This window comes from Thermostichus sp. MS-CIW-34, assembly GCF_054060435.1.
In genome coordinates this window covers 16,582-31,101 of sequence record NZ_JBSSDE010000038.1, presented here as the reverse complement: position 1 = coordinate 31,101, position 14,520 = coordinate 16,582, and the positions used below count along the sequence as shown (strand labels likewise).

Here is a 14,520-nt window from a genome sequence, read left to right as displayed (position 1 = left end):
TCTACTATATCCCTCTCAATGACTTTTGCCAAACCGCCTAAAGCTCAGTAAATTCAGCAAAGTTCAGGGTTTTGGGGGTTAGAGGCATGCTCTCAGCCAGTCAGCTCCAATCGTCAGGCGGGTCAAGCTCTCGGCTGAGCATACCCGCTTGTTGCCTAAGGCAAAAACCCTACTCACCCCGGGATCCCTCACGGGAACTCAGGGATCCTCGAAGGTGAGTCCTCATTCGGGAGTAACCTGAATGCGCAGCGTAGCGGTAACTTCGGGGTGTAGCTTCACCTGCACGGGATAAACCCCGGTTTTCTTGATCTCCTCGTTGAGCAGAATGTTGCGGCGGTCGATATCTAGACCGCTGGTAGCCAGCACCACCTCAGCAATATCGCTGGTGGTCACCTGCCCGAATAGGAGATCGTGTTCTCCCACTTTCTTACGGATGACAAAGCGACCGATGGTCTCCAGAGCAGTCTTGTAGTTTTCCGCCCGTTGTTTTTCTGCCAGTTTACGAGCCGCTTCCTGCTCCAGACGCATCTGCTGCTCTTTCAATATGCCAGGGGTAACCCGCACCGCCATCTGCCGTGGGAAGAGGTAGTTGCGAGCATAGCCGGGCTTGACGTTGACAATCTCTCCGGGCTTGCCCAGCCCTGGGATCGCCTGGCGCAGCACAACCTGCATGTTACGTTTCGACATTGGGAAGACACTTCTTTTCTCGACAGCCCTCCATTCTAGAGGCTCAGTAGAGCCATTGTCAGCTTATGGTCATTTCGATTCAAACCAGGACACTGCACCCCCACCTAGAACGTTGGTCGCGCCGTCGCGTCAGCGTTACGGAGCAATAATGTACGGGGGAAGAAGGCTTTTCTCAATAGCCCAGGCGTCTCACCCTAGCCTGAAACGACTATAAACTCCAAAGCAAGCTGCCCCCTACGCCTCAGCCCTTTGGCATGAGGGATCCCTTCTCGGAGCTCATTGCCGATGAAGCTCTCTTGCCGCTCGCAACCCCGGTAGGAAGACAAGAAGCCACCTTGTTTCTAAACCAAAAATGCGGAAGGTTATTTGTTTCAGGAAATACTTAGCAGAGGGTATAGAGTGGCTGACACCAAAGGGGATCCCTTGAGGGGTTTGCAACATTTGGCGGATATCCCCAAGGATAACCTGGGCTTAACGTCGTTTTAACCAAAAACAACTGACCTTTACGTTATAGTAGCTGGACGAATTGGTGAAGTCTTCGATGGAGCGTTCCGTGGGAAACCTTGCGTGCTCGGAGGGAGCCTTGGGGCGCTGCGATCGGTTGAAGGCTTGTTGAGGATCGCAGGGTTAGCTTGAGGGTTGCCTCCAAGCTTCCAGGCGGTAGTGGCATACCCAGCCCGACGAGTTTTGATTGGGTTGGGTAAGGTTCTCGAGTGAAGTAGCCTTTTTTAGATCTGGGCTAGGATTTTATCTTCATCTGGGAGAGGAGATCTGTATGGTGACGTTGCACCCCTTGGAGCGTCGTTCTTTCCTGAAGTTTTTGTCTGCCACTGTTGCTGGCTTTGCGGCTAGCCAGGCGAATTGGCAGCGGGTGTTTGCTCGGCAGACCATCACCATCAATGGCGCTGGGGCGACCTTCCCGGCCCCCATCTATCAAACTTGGGCCCAAGAGTTTGGCAAGAAAAACCCTAACATCCAGGTCAACTATCAGTCTGTAGGAAGCGGTGCGGGTCGTCGGCAGTTTGTAGCCCGCACGGTCGATTTCGGTGCCAGTGACAGCGTGCCCCGTCCTGAAGAGATCAACCAAATTGAGAATGAGGCTAACCCTCCCAAAGGGATGGTTTCTGTACCCATGGTGGGCGGAGCGTTAGTTGCAGCGTACAACATTCCTGGGGTGGGCCCCGAAATCCGCCTTTCCCGCCTGGCACTGGCGAATATCTTCCTGGGCAAGATCAAGAACTGGAACGATCCCCTGCTGGCTGGCCTTAACCCACAGGTGACTTTCCCGAATTTGCCGATTACCGTCGTGCATCGCTCTGATGGAAGTGGTACCACCGATATCTTCACCACTCACCTCAACGCTATTAGCCCAGAGTGGAAGCAAAAGGTGGGTCGCGGCTCTTCGGTAAACTGGCCAACCGGCGTAGGGGCGCGTGGGAACGAAGGGGTTTCCGAGCAGATCAAGCAAATTCCTGGCTCGATTGGCTACGTGGAATTCGGCTTTGCCAAGCTCAACAACCTGAACATTGCCCGTCTGGAAAACCGGGCAGGCAAGTTTGTAACTCCCAACGTCGAGACGGAGAAAGCGGCGCTGGCCAGAATTCAGCTCGACGAGCGTTTGCTGGGGGTCGATCCGGATCCTAGTGGGGAAGACTCTTACCCTATTGCGGGCTACACCTGGATCCTTGCCTACAAGGTTTACCCCAAAGCCGAGACTTCCAAGGCCGTTAGAGAGTTTCTCCGCTACGGCCTCACTGAGGGGCAGGCTTTCGCTGAGCAGTTGGGATATGTCCCTCTGCCGGAAGAAACGCGGCAAAAAGCTCTGGCTGCGCTGGAAGGCATTACCCCGTAAAAACTCTTACCAACCACTTCTGGCTTCAGGCGGATGAATACCTTTTTTTCTGACAGCAGTTCTATGTTTCGGCCTCGGCCGGTTTTCCAGCGCCGGCGCGACCAGGTTTTTATCTGGGCTACGCGGATTGCCGTGTTTTTCTCGGCCTTCCTGCTGCTCTGGATTGCTCTGGAGATCGGCATTCAGTCTTTGCCAGCTATCAGCAAGTTTGGACTGAGTTTCTTCTGGAGCACCACCTGGGATCCGGTCGAGGATATCTATGGGGCCTGGCCACAGATCTACGGCACGCTAGTGACTTCTCTCATCGCTCTGATTGTGGGGGTTCCTTTTAGCTTTGGCATCTCTATTTTTCTGAGCGAGGATTTTCTTCCGAAGTCCTTGCGTCTGGCTCTGATCATTGTGGTTGAGCTGTTGGCGGCTATTCCCAGTGTGGTGTTCGGCATTTGGGGATTGTTTGTCTTCATCCCCTTCTTCCGCCCCGTTCAGATGTTCCTGTACGAGAACTTCAATTGGCTTCCCATTTTCAGCACACCACCGATTGGGCCGGGGATGCTGACGGCAGGGGTTGTCTTGGGGATCATGATCATCCCCATCATCACGGCCATCGCCAGAGAGGTTTTGGTGGCTGTTCCTCCTGAGCTGCGCGCGGCTGCCTATGCGATGGGGGCTACGCGATGGGAAGCCATTTTTGGAGTGGTACTACCGGCTGCGATTGGGGGTATGTTGGGGGCTGTGGTGCTGGGTTTGGGACGCGCCCTGGGCGAGACCATGGCGGTGGCAATGCTGATTGGCAATGCGCGGGGGATTAGAGTCTCGCTTTTGGCCCCTGCTAGCAACATCCCTGCATTGCTGGCCAGCGAGTTTGCAGAAGCAGCCGACGAGCAGATCTCGGCTCTGATGTATGCGGCTTTGATCTTGCTGGTCATTACGCTGGTGGTCAACATCATCGCTGAGCTGATGGTTCGTCGGGTCAAGTTTGCTTTGACGGCTTCTCGGGAGTAGAGGAACATGGCGACACAAGTGGCAGCACAGGCCAATTTATTCAAACGCAAAGTCAGATCCAAGCGCGTCGTGCTGGACTGGGTGATGACAGGCCTGATCTTTGCTTCCAGCATTTTTGCGATTGTTGTGCTCGCTTCCATCCTTTACTATGTTTTCGTCAATGGCATTGAGCGCTTCAATTGGCAGACCTTAACCCAGCTTCCTCCTCCTCCTGGCGATCAGGTAGGCGGCTTTGGCAACGCTGTGCTGGGAACGATCATTGTGGTATCGATTGCCATTACAATCACTTTCCCTATTGGTCTATTTGCTGCGATCTATCTCTCGGAGTTCGGCCAGAACAGTTCTACAGCATCATCTCTGCGTTTCATTATCAAAGTGCTGACGGGGGTTCCTTCCATCATCGCTGGCGTGTTCGCCTATGGGGTGCTGGTGCTTTCCACCAAGACCTTTTCTGCCCTTTCTGGCGGAGTAGCTCTATCGGTATTGACTTTGCCGATCATCATCCTCTCCTGCGAGGAGGCTCTGCGCTTGGTGCCGGCGGACACTCGGGCTGCCGCCTACGCCTTGGGAGCTTCGCGGGTGCAGACTGTGTTTCGGGTCGTTTTGCCAGCTGCTTTGCCGGTCGTTCTGACGGGAGTGACCTTGGCCATTGCCCGAGCAGCTGGGGAGACTGCACCTCTAATTTTTACTGCTCTGTTCAGCTTTCTATGGCCTGATGGTCTGCTGAAGCCAGTAGCTTCGCTGGCGGTGCTGATCTACAACTTTGCCATTGTTCCCTTCGAGAACCAGCAGAAAATTGCTTGGGGAGGAGCCTTGGCTTTGGTGATTCTGGTTTTGATCACCACGACCAGTTTCCGGCTGCTGCTGAGCCGTCGTCAGGAAACCATTACTATCTGATCTGGTTCTTCTGAGATTTTTGCCTCACTATTCTTCGATTTTGAGTTTGGGTTCTGAAGCAACGTCTACCTCTGGTATTCCTATGCGCCCTCCATTTCCCGGCACTCCTGATTCCTCTAAGAAGTCTGCCAACTTAACTGTTAAGCTGGAAACGCAAGCAGTCAGTGTTTACTACGGCTCTCATTTGGCGGTGAAGCAGGTTTCTCTGAAGATTCCCAAGAATCACATCACTGCTTTTATTGGCCCTTCCGGCTGCGGCAAGAGTACTTTGCTGCGCTGCTTTAACCGCATGAACGATCTGATCCCGGGGGCGAGAGTAGAGGGATCCGTAATTTTTCACGGGAAAAACATCTACGATCCCGATGTAGATCCTGCTGAAGTGCGGCGGCGAGTTGGCCTGGTGTTCCAAAAGCCCAACCCCTTCCCGAAGTCCATCTACGACAACATTGCCTTTGGGCCACGGGTCAACGGCTACCAAGGAGACTTGGATGAGCTGGTAGAGCGCGCATTGCGTCAGGCCGTCCTCTGGGACGAGGTGAAAGACAAGTTGAAGACGAGCGGCCTCTCCCTTTCGGGGGGACAGCAGCAGCGCCTCTGCATTGCCCGCACCTTGGCCATCCAACCAGAGGTGATCCTGATGGACGAGCCCTGTGCCTCGTTGGATCCAATCTCCACGTTGCGCATTGAGGAGTTGCTCAAGGAACTGGGCCGTCGCTACACGATCATTATCGTTACCCACAACATGCAGCAGGCAGCGCGGGTCTCCGACTTTACCGCCTTCTTCAACACTGAAGTCGACGAAGAGGGGTTTCGCTACGGACGGCTGGTGGAGTTTAACCGCACTGAGAAAATCTTTAACTCTCCCGCCCATCGGGAAACGGAAGAGTACGTGAGCGGACGGTTCGGCTAATCTGCTGTTGGCGATCCCTCAATCCTGGTCAGTTGGGATCCCGCTCGCCTATTCTAATGGGCGGGAAGATCTATGCAAGGTGAGGCACCGGCGAGATGGCCAAGCGGGTGCGTCTGGATAGCTGGTTGGTGGAGCGCGGATATTTTTCCTCACGCCAGCAAGCGCAACGCTCCATTTTGGCAGGAGAAGTCTTTCTAAATGGGGTGCGGGCGGAAAAGCCTGGAACCTGGGTGAGCGGGGATCCAGCGGTGCAAGTCCAGTCTGGGCCTGCTTTTGTCTCACGGGGGGGAGAAAAGCTACAGGGGGCGCTGCAAACTTTTCCTGTTCAGGTGCAGGGTCGTATTTGTTTGGATGCGGGCATTTCCACAGGAGGTTTTACAGACTGCTTGTTGAAACGGGGAGCCCAGCGGGTCTACGGAGTGGATGTGGGCTATGGGCAACTGGCCTGGTCTTTGCGAACGGATGCGCGGGTGATCCTAAAGGAGCGGGCCAACTTGCGCCATCTGCAGCCGGAGGATCTGTACGGAAGCGAGGCACCTCCCCAGAGCTGGCCGGATTTGGCGGTGGTAGACCTGTCTTTTATTTCCCTGACTAAGGTGCTAGCTCCGCTGTGGAACCTGTTGCGTTTCCCACGGGAGGCGCTGTTGCTGGTGAAGCCCCAGTTTGAGGCGGGCCGAGACCAGGTGGGTAAAAAGGGGGTGGTACGGGATCCGGTTGTCCATGCCCGCGTGCTGGAGACGGTGATGCGCTCGGCTGTGGCCCAGGGCTGGCAGGTGCAAGGCTACACGTGGTCGCCCATCACTGGCCCTGCCGGCAATATCGAGTATTGGCTCTGGCTGGCTGAAGGAGAAGGGATCCCTCTCCCCAGCGGCAGTGCGCTACAACAGATGAGCGAGCAGGCGAGAGCGACTTTACATGCATAGATCGTCGATTTTGTCAATAAGCTAATGTGCTGGATTGAGGGAGATGAGCCAAAAAATTGAAGAATTGTTTCAGGAAGGGATTCGGCGCTATGAATCCGGGGAAGCGGCCAAGACGTTAATTCCCTCTTTTGAGTCGATCTGTAAGGGATCCCCAAAGGCGGCGGCGGCTTGGACGTGCTTGTCCCGGCTCTACCTTCTGGAGGGGCAGGCGGAAAAAGCTCTGAAGGCCGCCCAGACTGCTGTGAAGTTGGATCCGGTGGATGCCCAGCCCCGTGTGAATCTGACCCTAGCCATGCTGGAGCTGAAAAAAACCGGGGTACGCCAGCAGGTGGAGGCCATTAAGCAAATCTTGGCACGGGATCCCGAGCAGATTGAGGGCGTCAAATCCAACCTGCAAGAGGGAGGGAACCGCCGTCCTGCTTGGCCCCACTTGAGCAAGATTTACAACTGGCTCTTTGAAGAAGATTAAGTGACCCTATTCCTTGTTTTGCAACAAGACTTTAGGAAAATCTAGAGCTTTTTATTTTAATCTACAACTCTTAGCGATGTTCTCATGGAGTTGGTGCTAAACTTCTTGTACCCAATAGCAATATGGGATCCATTTATCGATAGGGGTTAGCTCTCGTCGCTTCTCTTCCCCGGCCTCAGTTGATTGATGAGATTGAACTCCGGGCTGGCGCGAGATGCTTAGCTCGGCGGTGGCTGCACTTCATTATATTGCAGTGGTGTTGCACTGCCGCTGCTTCCATAGCCACTGAATCGAGTCCCGTTTTCCAACCTCACTTTTTTGACCCCTTTGACTGCAGATGGGAGGAACTTTAAGATGAACCGTCAGACCGTTTGGGTTAAGAGCGATACCCGAAACCACCAAGGCTATTTCATTCCCCAGTGTGAGTATACTTTGGTCGAGGCCGACCAAAACGGCTGGGCGCTGATCTGTGCGGACAATGCCCGCTGCTATTATGTGGATCCCGAACAACTCTGGTTTGAGGCGGGATGAGAACTGTTGCTGCCTATTCAGGGCTGCTTGACTTCGAGGGAGTTCTGTAGAAACGCGGGCTCCCCATCATACATTCTCCCCATGCCGTTGGGCAGGGTTTTTTTCATGGGATGAGGATTGGCCCGTCATGCCTGTACACAGAACGGGCTTTAGGCTGGTACCTTGGGGCTTCTTCGACCGCAACCCGACAATCAATCTAGCGGAGCCGGCCTGATACTCGACTGGAATCTGGTTCAAGTTCAACTTTCAATACAACTTTTTTCAATACAACTTTCAATACAGAGGGTCTGGTCTGTCCCAGGCCCTTTTTGACTGCCACTTAGGGAGATTCCCAGGGTTAACCCCGCTCTCGCATGGCTTCGGCCAGCAGCCGGGCCACTTCTGGTCGAGAAAACTCCGGCGGGGGCACTTCACCGCGGCGCAGCATTTCCCGCACCTTGGTACCTGAGAGGTGAATGCGCTGGTGAGGCTGGCTGGGGCTGGTCTTGGCCGTGGCCATGGTGCCGGTGACGGTGCAATAGAAAGCATGTTCAAACTTCAAGGGAATGATGCCCAGCTCCCCCGGCTGGAACTCATCGAAAATGTGTTGGGCATCGTAGGTACCGTAGTAGTTCCCCACCCCGGCGTGATCCCGCCCCACAATGAAATGGGTACAGCCATAGTTTTTGCGAATGAGAGCATGGAAAATAGCCTCGCGGGGGCCGGCGTAGCGCATCGACGCAGGATTGATGGCCAAGATCACCCGCTCCTTGGGGTAGTACTTTTCGATCAACACCTCGTAGCAGCGCATACGCACATCGGCGGGAATGTCGTCGCTTTTGGTAGCCCCCACCAGCGGGTGCAAAAATAGCCCGTCCACAATCTCCAAGGCACATTTTTGGATGTATTCATGGGCGCGGTGGATGGGGTTGCGGGTTTGGAAGCCTACAATGGTTCTCCAGCCTCTTTCCCGAAACAGGTGCCGCGATTGGGCCGGGTCAATCTGGTAGGCCGGAAAAAGAGGGTGGGGATCCCGCTGCAGGAGGGTGACGGGGCCGGCCAAATAGACGGATCCCTGCTCGTAGAGCACCTTTACCCCTGGATGCTGCTCATCGGTGGTGCGATAAACTTGCCGGGCTTCGCGGGTTTTGTCGTAGGTAAATTTCTCCGTCAGCTCCAGTAAGCCCAGGATCTTGCCCTCGGCACTGGCCAAGGCAATCATTTGCCCCTCTTTCAGACCCGCTGCCACTTCCGAGGAGACCGGCAAGGTGACCGGCAGCGACCAAGCCAAGCCATTGGCCAGGTGCATCGTTTCCAGGACGGCCTGGTAGTCTTCCCGCCCCATAAACCCCGTCAGTGGGCTGAAGCCCCCAATGGCGATCATCTCCAGATCCGATTGGGCCCGCTCGTCGAGATAGAGGATGGGGCAATGTTCTGCTTTGGAACGCAGCTCCTGCGCCTGCTCAGGCGGGGCAATGCAGTTGATCAGGGTGCCCCCGTGGGGCGGAATGGCATCACCAGCAGGGAGAGTCGATGGAGATTGGCTCATGAGAAGGGCACTGAGAACAAAGGTTATCCAATCCAATATCCAACTATCGGATCCCAGATCCCCAGAAAGTGGGGAAGAAAGCACAGGTCGGGCTGAAAGCAGGCGGGAGCAGAACAGATGAAGACCCCATCCAGGCTCACACCCTCAGGGATCCCTTCCATCCCAGTCAATCCAGCAGATAGGGAGGCATGCTTTCATCGGTGGCCGATACGTTGTCGAAGATGGGCCGATTCATGATCTTCTTTTGCGCGTGCAGAGGCGAGGATTGGGGTTTGGGCTGAATGATGGGGGCTTGCTCTTTGGGTTTCCGTAACTCCTGGATGGTTTTGGCCCGCTCGTCCGCAACCGCTTGCAACTGCGCCAGCGCCTTTTGCAATTCGTCCCGATGGGCAGTGACTTGCTGCAATTGAGCTTGCAGGGCAGAGACTTTGTTTTGGTAGTCTTGCAAGAGTTGTTGAGCTTCGGCCAGTTGGCTTTTGAGGGCTTCCATTTCCGGCGATTCTGGGGTTGGTTCTGAGGGAGACTGAGAAGACATCGTTGTCGGCTCCTCGCCTGTGGGAGTAGACTCTGCGGAGGTGGGCTCTGAACTGGTTTTAGCACCGGCCTTGCGCCGAATTCCGCCGGAGCGGCGGGAAATTTCCCCCGACGAAGGAAAGAGGCTACGGTCAGATCCGGTCACAAGAGCACCTCGTGTTCAACCAACTGTAGCAGCCGCTGACACACCGCCGACCCAGGCCGATAGTCCATCACCGTCAAGCCGTAGTCAAAAGCAATGCGCAAATCGCTGCTATCTGGAATAGTAACGGGTGAAAGCACATCCGCAAAAATCTGTTGCGCTTGCACATACAATTGCCCGGTATGGGATCCCGACCAAATGCCCCCCGGCAGATAGCGGTCATCCAGCATTGTCAAAATGGCGCGGGCTTGGCTTAGCTGGCCTTTCAGGGCCTCAATGTAGCGCAAGGTCACTTCCGTGCAGGAGAAATCGGCGCGGTTGAGCCGTGTCGGGATCAGTACCCGCTGGGCCACCCGCAGGGCATTGGCGGTGAGAGCATTCAGTTCTCCCGGCGTATCGAGAAAGATGAAGTCGTAGTCCTGCAGCAAGGGATCCAGTTGGCGCTGCAATAGATTCTGCCCCATCTCTCCGGCAGCAGCCAGTTGGGCCGCCACTTCCGCCATGGTGCTGTGGGAGGGCGCCACATCTACCCCCTTGTCGGTGCAGTAGATCACCTCTTCCAGAGGACGTTGGTGTTGCGGGTGTAAGCTGGCCCAAACCGTTTCCGGTGCCGGCAAGGATCCGGCCCCTTCCAGGTAAAGGTTGCTGGCAGTGGCCTGGGACGTGAGATCGATGAGCAAAACTCGGTATCCCCGTTGGGCCGTCAACTGAGCCGCGTGGACGCAGAGGGTGGACTTGCCGGTGCCCCCTTTGTTGTTGGTAAAGGCCAGGATGCGCGCCATCAGCTCCCCCCGTTTTGCCAACTTGTTCCCCTTTCCGAGCAGCCCGGCCAGATCCGACAGGACAGCCGTTTAGGTGGCCCCGCAGCAGTCTATGCTATTGGGTGTAGCCTGGTGGAGGACAACCATGCGCGATGTACTGGCGATCATCTTGGGAGGTGGGCGTGGCACCCGACTTTATCCCCTGACCAAGCGCCGCGCCAAACCCGCTGTGCCCCTGGCCGGCAAATACCGCCTCATCGACATCCCGGTCAGCAACTGCATCAACTCCGACATCGAAAAAATCTACGTCCTCACCCAGTTCAACTCGGCCTCTCTGAACCGCCACATCGTCAACACCTACCGCTTGTCTCCCTTTACAGGCGGCTTTGTGGACGTTTTGGCGGCCCAACAAACCCCTGACAATCCCGATTGGTTCCAAGGCACCGCCGATGCCGTTCGCCAATACCTCTGGCTGATGGACTCCTGGAAGCCGCGGGACTTCCTCATCCTATCTGGGGATCACCTCTACCGCATGGACTACCGCCCCTTCATCCAGCATCACCGGCAGGTTGGGGCCGATGTGACGCTGGCGGTGCTCCCCTGTGAAGAAAAAGTGGCCTCGGGTTTTGGCTTGCTCAAGCTTGGCGAGAACGGTTGCATTGTGGATTTCAAGGAAAAGCCAACAGGAGATCTGCTGAAAGCCTGTCAGGTGGACACCCAAGCCCTCGGCCTCAGCCCGGAAGAAGCCAAAGCCAAGCCCTACATCGCCTCCATGGGCATCTATGTATTCAAGCGAGAAGCTCTGATCGAGATGCTCAAAGTCAAGGAGCACACCGACTTTGGCAAAGAGGTGCTGCCGGCAGCCATCGGCAAGTACCATCTGCAAGCCTACCTCTTCAAGGGTTACTGGGAAGACATCGGCACCATCGAGGCTTTTTACCGGGCCAACCTGGCACTGGTGCAGCAGCCCAACCCGCCCTTCAGCTTCTTCGACAGCGAAATGCCCATCTACACCCGCCCGCGCTTTTTGCCCCCCAACAAAATCCTCGACTCCCAGATTGTCAACTCCATGATCGCCGATGGTTGCATCATCAAAAACGCCCAAATTCGCAACTCCATCATCGGCATTCGCAGCCGCTTGGAGGCCAACACCATCATCGAAAACACCCTGGTGATGGGAGCCGATTACTACGAGTCGGTAGAAGAGCGGCAGGCCAGGCTGGAGGAAGGGATCCCACCGGTGGGCATCGGGGCCAACTCCCACATTGTCAACGCCATCGTGGATAAGAATGCCCGCATTGGGCGCAATGTCCGCATCCTCAACAAGGATCACGTCACCGAAGCGCAGCGGGAAGAGGAAGGGATCTGGATCAGCAACGGCATCGTCACCATCATCAAAGACTCGGTGATCCCGGACAACACCATCATTTGAGGGGGGAGACAGGCTGGCCCTGGCCGAGAAGGGGGCAGGATGGGGCTGACAGGCCCTTGCGCAGAAACGGCGAGGCTTTTTCTGTTAAGATGGACACCGAGAGCTTTAAAACAAAAGACTGTGAGATCGCTGGAGTGTGTTTAGTAGAACTTCGCCCATTGCCGCTTTGGAAGTTTACGATCCGCAATTGATCTGCCGCTATTACCGCTGGCGCCTGCCCCAAGTGATTGGTCGGGCGCTGGCCATTCTCTGGCCTTTCTTGTGGTTTGTCCTCTGTTTGCGCTGGGATCAACTGTGGGGACACACTGATCGCAATGTGGGACGGCGCTCGGTGCAGTTGCGAAAGCTGCTCACCGACCTGGGGCCAACGTTCATCAAGGTGGGTCAGGCCCTCTCCACCCGCCCCGATCTGGTGCGCAAAGACTACCTAGAAGAACTCACCCAACTGCAAGATCAACTGCCGCCATTTCCTTCCGAGCAAGCATTTGCCCGCATCGAATCCGAGTTGGGCCGTCCGATTGCCGAGATCTTTGCCCAGATCTCTCCAGAGCCGGTGGCTGCTGCCAGTTTGGGCCAGGTTTACAAAGCGCAGTTGCACAGCGGCGAATGGGTGGCGGTGAAGGTGCAGCGACCCCATCTGCGAGAGCAGTTGAGCCTGGATCTGTACCTGATTCGCTGGGCCTCGACATGGCTGGGCCCCTGGCTGCCCTTGAACCTGGGCAGTACTTTGACGGCGGTGGTGGATGAGTTTGGCCGCAAGCTTTTTGAAGAGATCGACTACCTGCACGAAGGGCGAAACTGCGAGCGCTTCGCCGAATACTTCCGCGACGATCCGGATGTGTACGTGCCGCGCATCTTCTGGGCTTACAGCACCCGCCGGGTTCTGACCCTGGAGTGGATCGACGGCATCAAGCTGACGGATGTGGAGCGCATTCGAGCAGCCAACCTGGAGGTGAAACAATTGGTGCGTATCGGGGTGGTTGCTGCCCTCAAGCAATTGCTGGAATACGGCTTTTTCCACGCGGATCCCCACCCAGGTAACTTGTTTGCCCTCACCGATGGCCGTATGGCCTACATCGATTTCGGCATGATGGATCAGCTCACCGAGGAAATGAAGGAGTACTTGGTGGATGCTCTGGTTCACCTGGTGGATCGCGACTACAACGCCCTGATCGATGACTTTATTCATCTGGGCTTTTTGCAGTCGGATGTCGGCCGCCAAGAGCTGATCCCCGCCTTGGAAAAGGTGCTGGCAGACGTGCTGACCCAAGAGGTGGTCAACTTTAACTTCAAAACGGCCACAGATCAGTTCTCCGACTTGATGTACCGCTACCCCTTTCAGGTGCCCTCCCACTTTGCTCTGGTGATCCGCTCTTTGGTCACCCAAGAGGGAGTAGCCCTCAGCCTCTATCCCCAGTTCCGCATCGTCGGTGTGGCCTATCCCTATGTGGCCAAGCGCCTGCTGACGGACGAATCGCCGCGTATTCGCCAACGGCTGCTGCAAGTGTTGATCAAGGATGGTAAGTTCCGCTGGAACCGCCTGGAGAACCTGATTCAAATTGCCCGCAGCGATGGGGGATTGGATTGGTTACCCACCGCCCAAACGGGTTTGCGCTACCTGATGTCGGAAGAGGCCCGCGATCTGCGTCGCCAGTTGGTGCTTTCCCTCACAGAAGATGATCGCCTTCACTTTGAGGAGCTGCAGCGTTTGTGGCAGTTGCTCAGCCCTGAACTTTCCCCAGCTTACCTCTGGCAGGCAACGCTGAGATCCCTACCCTCGACCGGCGATCTGCAACACACGCTTGCCGAGTTGAGGGAGCAGGTGCAAGCCCATCTGGAACATCTCAGCCGCTGGCGGCTACCTCAACCTTGGTCGGATTTGCTGGCAGGAGTGGGACAGGAAAGGTAGAACGGAAGAAGATGACTCAAGTTTATTGTTATTGAGCTGGACAAAAGCGTGGCAGATCAGAAAGGTGACTTCATTGCGGGTGTAGTGACCGGCGCCCTGTTGGGAGGGATCATCGGCGGGGTCATTGGGTTTGTGCTTGCCCCTCGACTCAGAAAGGGATCCGCCGAAGACCAACGCCGGGATCCGGATCGTCTCAACGGCACCTCGGTAGCCCCTGAACGACCGCGCCTCAGTGCTTCGGGTGAGTCGGCCATGTCCAGCGACTGGAGGAAGTGGGAAAATGAGGCAGAACGCATTGCTCAAGCCCGCCGCACTCTAGAGGCCAAGATTGCCGAGTTAAACGAGGCGATTCAGGCCATGCGCACGCAATTGCTCGTCAAGGAAACCTCTTCCAGGGCTGTTGAGGAAAAGCCTTGAGCAGGGGATCCCTGTCCATGCCAAACTAGAGGCGGCAGCGGCTTTCCTCTCTAGGTTCTGCCATCCTCTCTCGGCTGAGTTGCGATCCTGGGCCAGGTCTGCCTCTGGCGAAGGTGCTTCAGCTTAATGGATGTTGAGTTGATCGAGTTGTTTCCCTACTTTTCCCAACCATGATGCTCAGTCACTTGTTGTCTCCTCTCGCCTGGATGGACAGCCTCTCTCTGGGGTTGGTCTACGGCACTGCCGCGTCTTTGCTGTTCCGCTCCCTTTACCAGTTCATTGTCATTTACAATGCTCTGCTGATCGTGCGGATTTTGCTGAGCTGGTTCCCGCAACTGAACTGGTCTAACCCCATCCTGTCGGTGCTCAGCCAACTCACCGATCCCTATCTCAACCTGTTCCGCGGCATTATTCCCCCTATTGGCGGCTTGGACTTTTCCCCCTGGCTGGCCTTCATTTTGCTCAGTTTTGCCATGCAGGTGGTGGGCCAGTTTGCCTAGCTGCTGTAGCACTGGATTCCTCCTGA

15 protein-coding genes and 1 pseudogene are annotated in these 14,520 nt (G+C 55.9%); 12 read left to right on the top strand and 4 right to left on the bottom strand.

What is annotated here, in order from left to right; all coding sequences use genetic code 11:
* Positions 1 to 222: 222 nt before the first annotated feature.
* The gene (rplI, locus tag ACVWYY_RS11895) at positions 223 to 687 is read right to left on the bottom strand and encodes a 50S ribosomal protein L9 (protein ID WP_414329820.1); all 465 of its coding nucleotides are present in this window, start codon (positions 685 to 687) and stop codon (positions 223 to 225) included.
* Positions 688 to 1,462: 775 nt separating this feature from the next.
* Between rplI and pstS the strand changes: the two genes are divergently transcribed.
* The 8 genes and pseudogenes from pstS to ACVWYY_RS11855 all read left to right on the top strand — a co-directional run.
* Positions 1,463 to 2,539 carry a phosphate ABC transporter substrate-binding protein PstS gene (pstS, locus tag ACVWYY_RS11890; protein WP_457440662.1) on the top strand — a complete coding sequence of 359 codons (1,077 nt, stop codon included), beginning with the start codon at positions 1,463 to 1,465 and terminating at the stop codon, positions 2,537 to 2,539.
* Between the two features lie 33 nt (positions 2,540 to 2,572).
* The gene (gene pstC / locus ACVWYY_RS11885) at positions 2,573 to 3,541 is read left to right on the top strand and encodes a phosphate ABC transporter permease subunit PstC (RefSeq protein ID WP_457440660.1); all 969 of its coding nucleotides are present in this window, start codon (positions 2,573 to 2,575) and stop codon (positions 3,539 to 3,541) included.
* A gap of 6 nt (positions 3,542 to 3,547) precedes the next feature.
* Entirely contained in the window at positions 3,548 to 4,438 is an 891-nt protein-coding gene (gene pstA, locus ACVWYY_RS11880; protein ID WP_414419108.1) for a phosphate ABC transporter permease PstA, read from the top strand.
* Between the two features lie 82 nt (positions 4,439 to 4,520).
* On the top strand, positions 4,521 to 5,348 hold the full coding sequence (gene pstB / locus ACVWYY_RS11875; protein ID WP_011432705.1) for a phosphate ABC transporter ATP-binding protein PstB: 828 nt from the start codon (positions 4,521 to 4,523) through the stop codon (positions 5,346 to 5,348).
* 95 nt (positions 5,349 to 5,443) lie between these two features.
* Positions 5,444 to 6,271 (top strand): TlyA family RNA methyltransferase, encoded by an 828-nt coding sequence (locus ACVWYY_RS11870; protein ID WP_011432704.1) that lies wholly within the window; start codon positions 5,444 to 5,446, stop codon positions 6,269 to 6,271.
* Positions 6,272 to 6,314: 43 nt separating this feature from the next.
* On the top strand, positions 6,315 to 6,740 hold the full coding sequence (locus tag ACVWYY_RS11865; RefSeq protein WP_457440657.1) for a hypothetical protein: 426 nt from the start codon (positions 6,315 to 6,317) through the stop codon (positions 6,738 to 6,740).
* 354 nt (positions 6,741 to 7,094) lie between these two features.
* Complete coding sequence (locus ACVWYY_RS11860) at positions 7,095 to 7,271, top strand: hypothetical protein (RefSeq protein WP_414332524.1); 177 nt, start codon at positions 7,095 to 7,097, stop codon at positions 7,269 to 7,271.
* A 112-nt stretch (positions 7,272 to 7,383) separates the two neighbouring features.
* A pseudogene (locus tag ACVWYY_RS11855) lies at positions 7,384 to 7,485 on the top strand (copper amine oxidase); the annotation flags it as partial.
* Positions 7,486 to 7,608: 123 nt separating this feature from the next.
* Here the strand turns inward: ACVWYY_RS11855 and sat are convergent.
* The 3 genes from sat to ACVWYY_RS11840 form a co-directional block, all read right to left on the bottom strand.
* Positions 7,609 to 8,799 carry a sulfate adenylyltransferase gene (gene sat / locus ACVWYY_RS11850; protein WP_457403649.1) on the bottom strand — a complete coding sequence of 397 codons (1,191 nt, stop codon included), beginning with the start codon at positions 8,797 to 8,799 and terminating at the stop codon, positions 7,609 to 7,611.
* Positions 8,800 to 8,965: 166 nt separating this feature from the next.
* A complete protein-coding gene (locus tag ACVWYY_RS11845; protein WP_457403648.1) occupies positions 8,966 to 9,334 on the bottom strand; it encodes a hypothetical protein in 369 nt (122 codons plus the stop codon).
* Positions 9,335 to 9,474: 140 nt separating this feature from the next.
* Positions 9,475 to 10,257 (bottom strand): ParA family protein, encoded by a 783-nt coding sequence (locus ACVWYY_RS11840; protein WP_457403647.1) that lies wholly within the window; start codon positions 10,255 to 10,257, stop codon positions 9,475 to 9,477.
* Positions 10,258 to 10,381: 124 nt separating this feature from the next.
* Between ACVWYY_RS11840 and ACVWYY_RS11835 the strand changes: the two genes are divergently transcribed.
* From ACVWYY_RS11835 to ACVWYY_RS11820, 4 genes are all read left to right on the top strand, one after another.
* Complete coding sequence (locus ACVWYY_RS11835; RefSeq protein WP_457403645.1) at positions 10,382 to 11,668, top strand: glucose-1-phosphate adenylyltransferase; 1,287 nt, start codon at positions 10,382 to 10,384, stop codon at positions 11,666 to 11,668.
* A gap of 136 nt (positions 11,669 to 11,804) precedes the next feature.
* Positions 11,805 to 13,577: an ABC1 kinase family protein gene (locus ACVWYY_RS11830; protein WP_457440655.1), complete on the top strand. Its 1,773-nt coding sequence runs from the start codon at positions 11,805 to 11,807 to the stop codon at positions 13,575 to 13,577.
* Positions 13,578 to 13,625: 48 nt separating this feature from the next.
* Positions 13,626 to 13,994, top strand: coding sequence for a hypothetical protein (locus ACVWYY_RS11825; RefSeq protein WP_457440653.1), 369 nt, complete (start codon positions 13,626 to 13,628; stop codon positions 13,992 to 13,994).
* Between the two features lie 170 nt (positions 13,995 to 14,164).
* Positions 14,165 to 14,494 carry a YggT family protein gene (locus ACVWYY_RS11820; RefSeq protein WP_457440651.1) on the top strand — a complete coding sequence of 110 codons (330 nt, stop codon included), beginning with the start codon at positions 14,165 to 14,167 and terminating at the stop codon, positions 14,492 to 14,494.
* Positions 14,495 to 14,520: the final 26 nt, after the last annotated feature.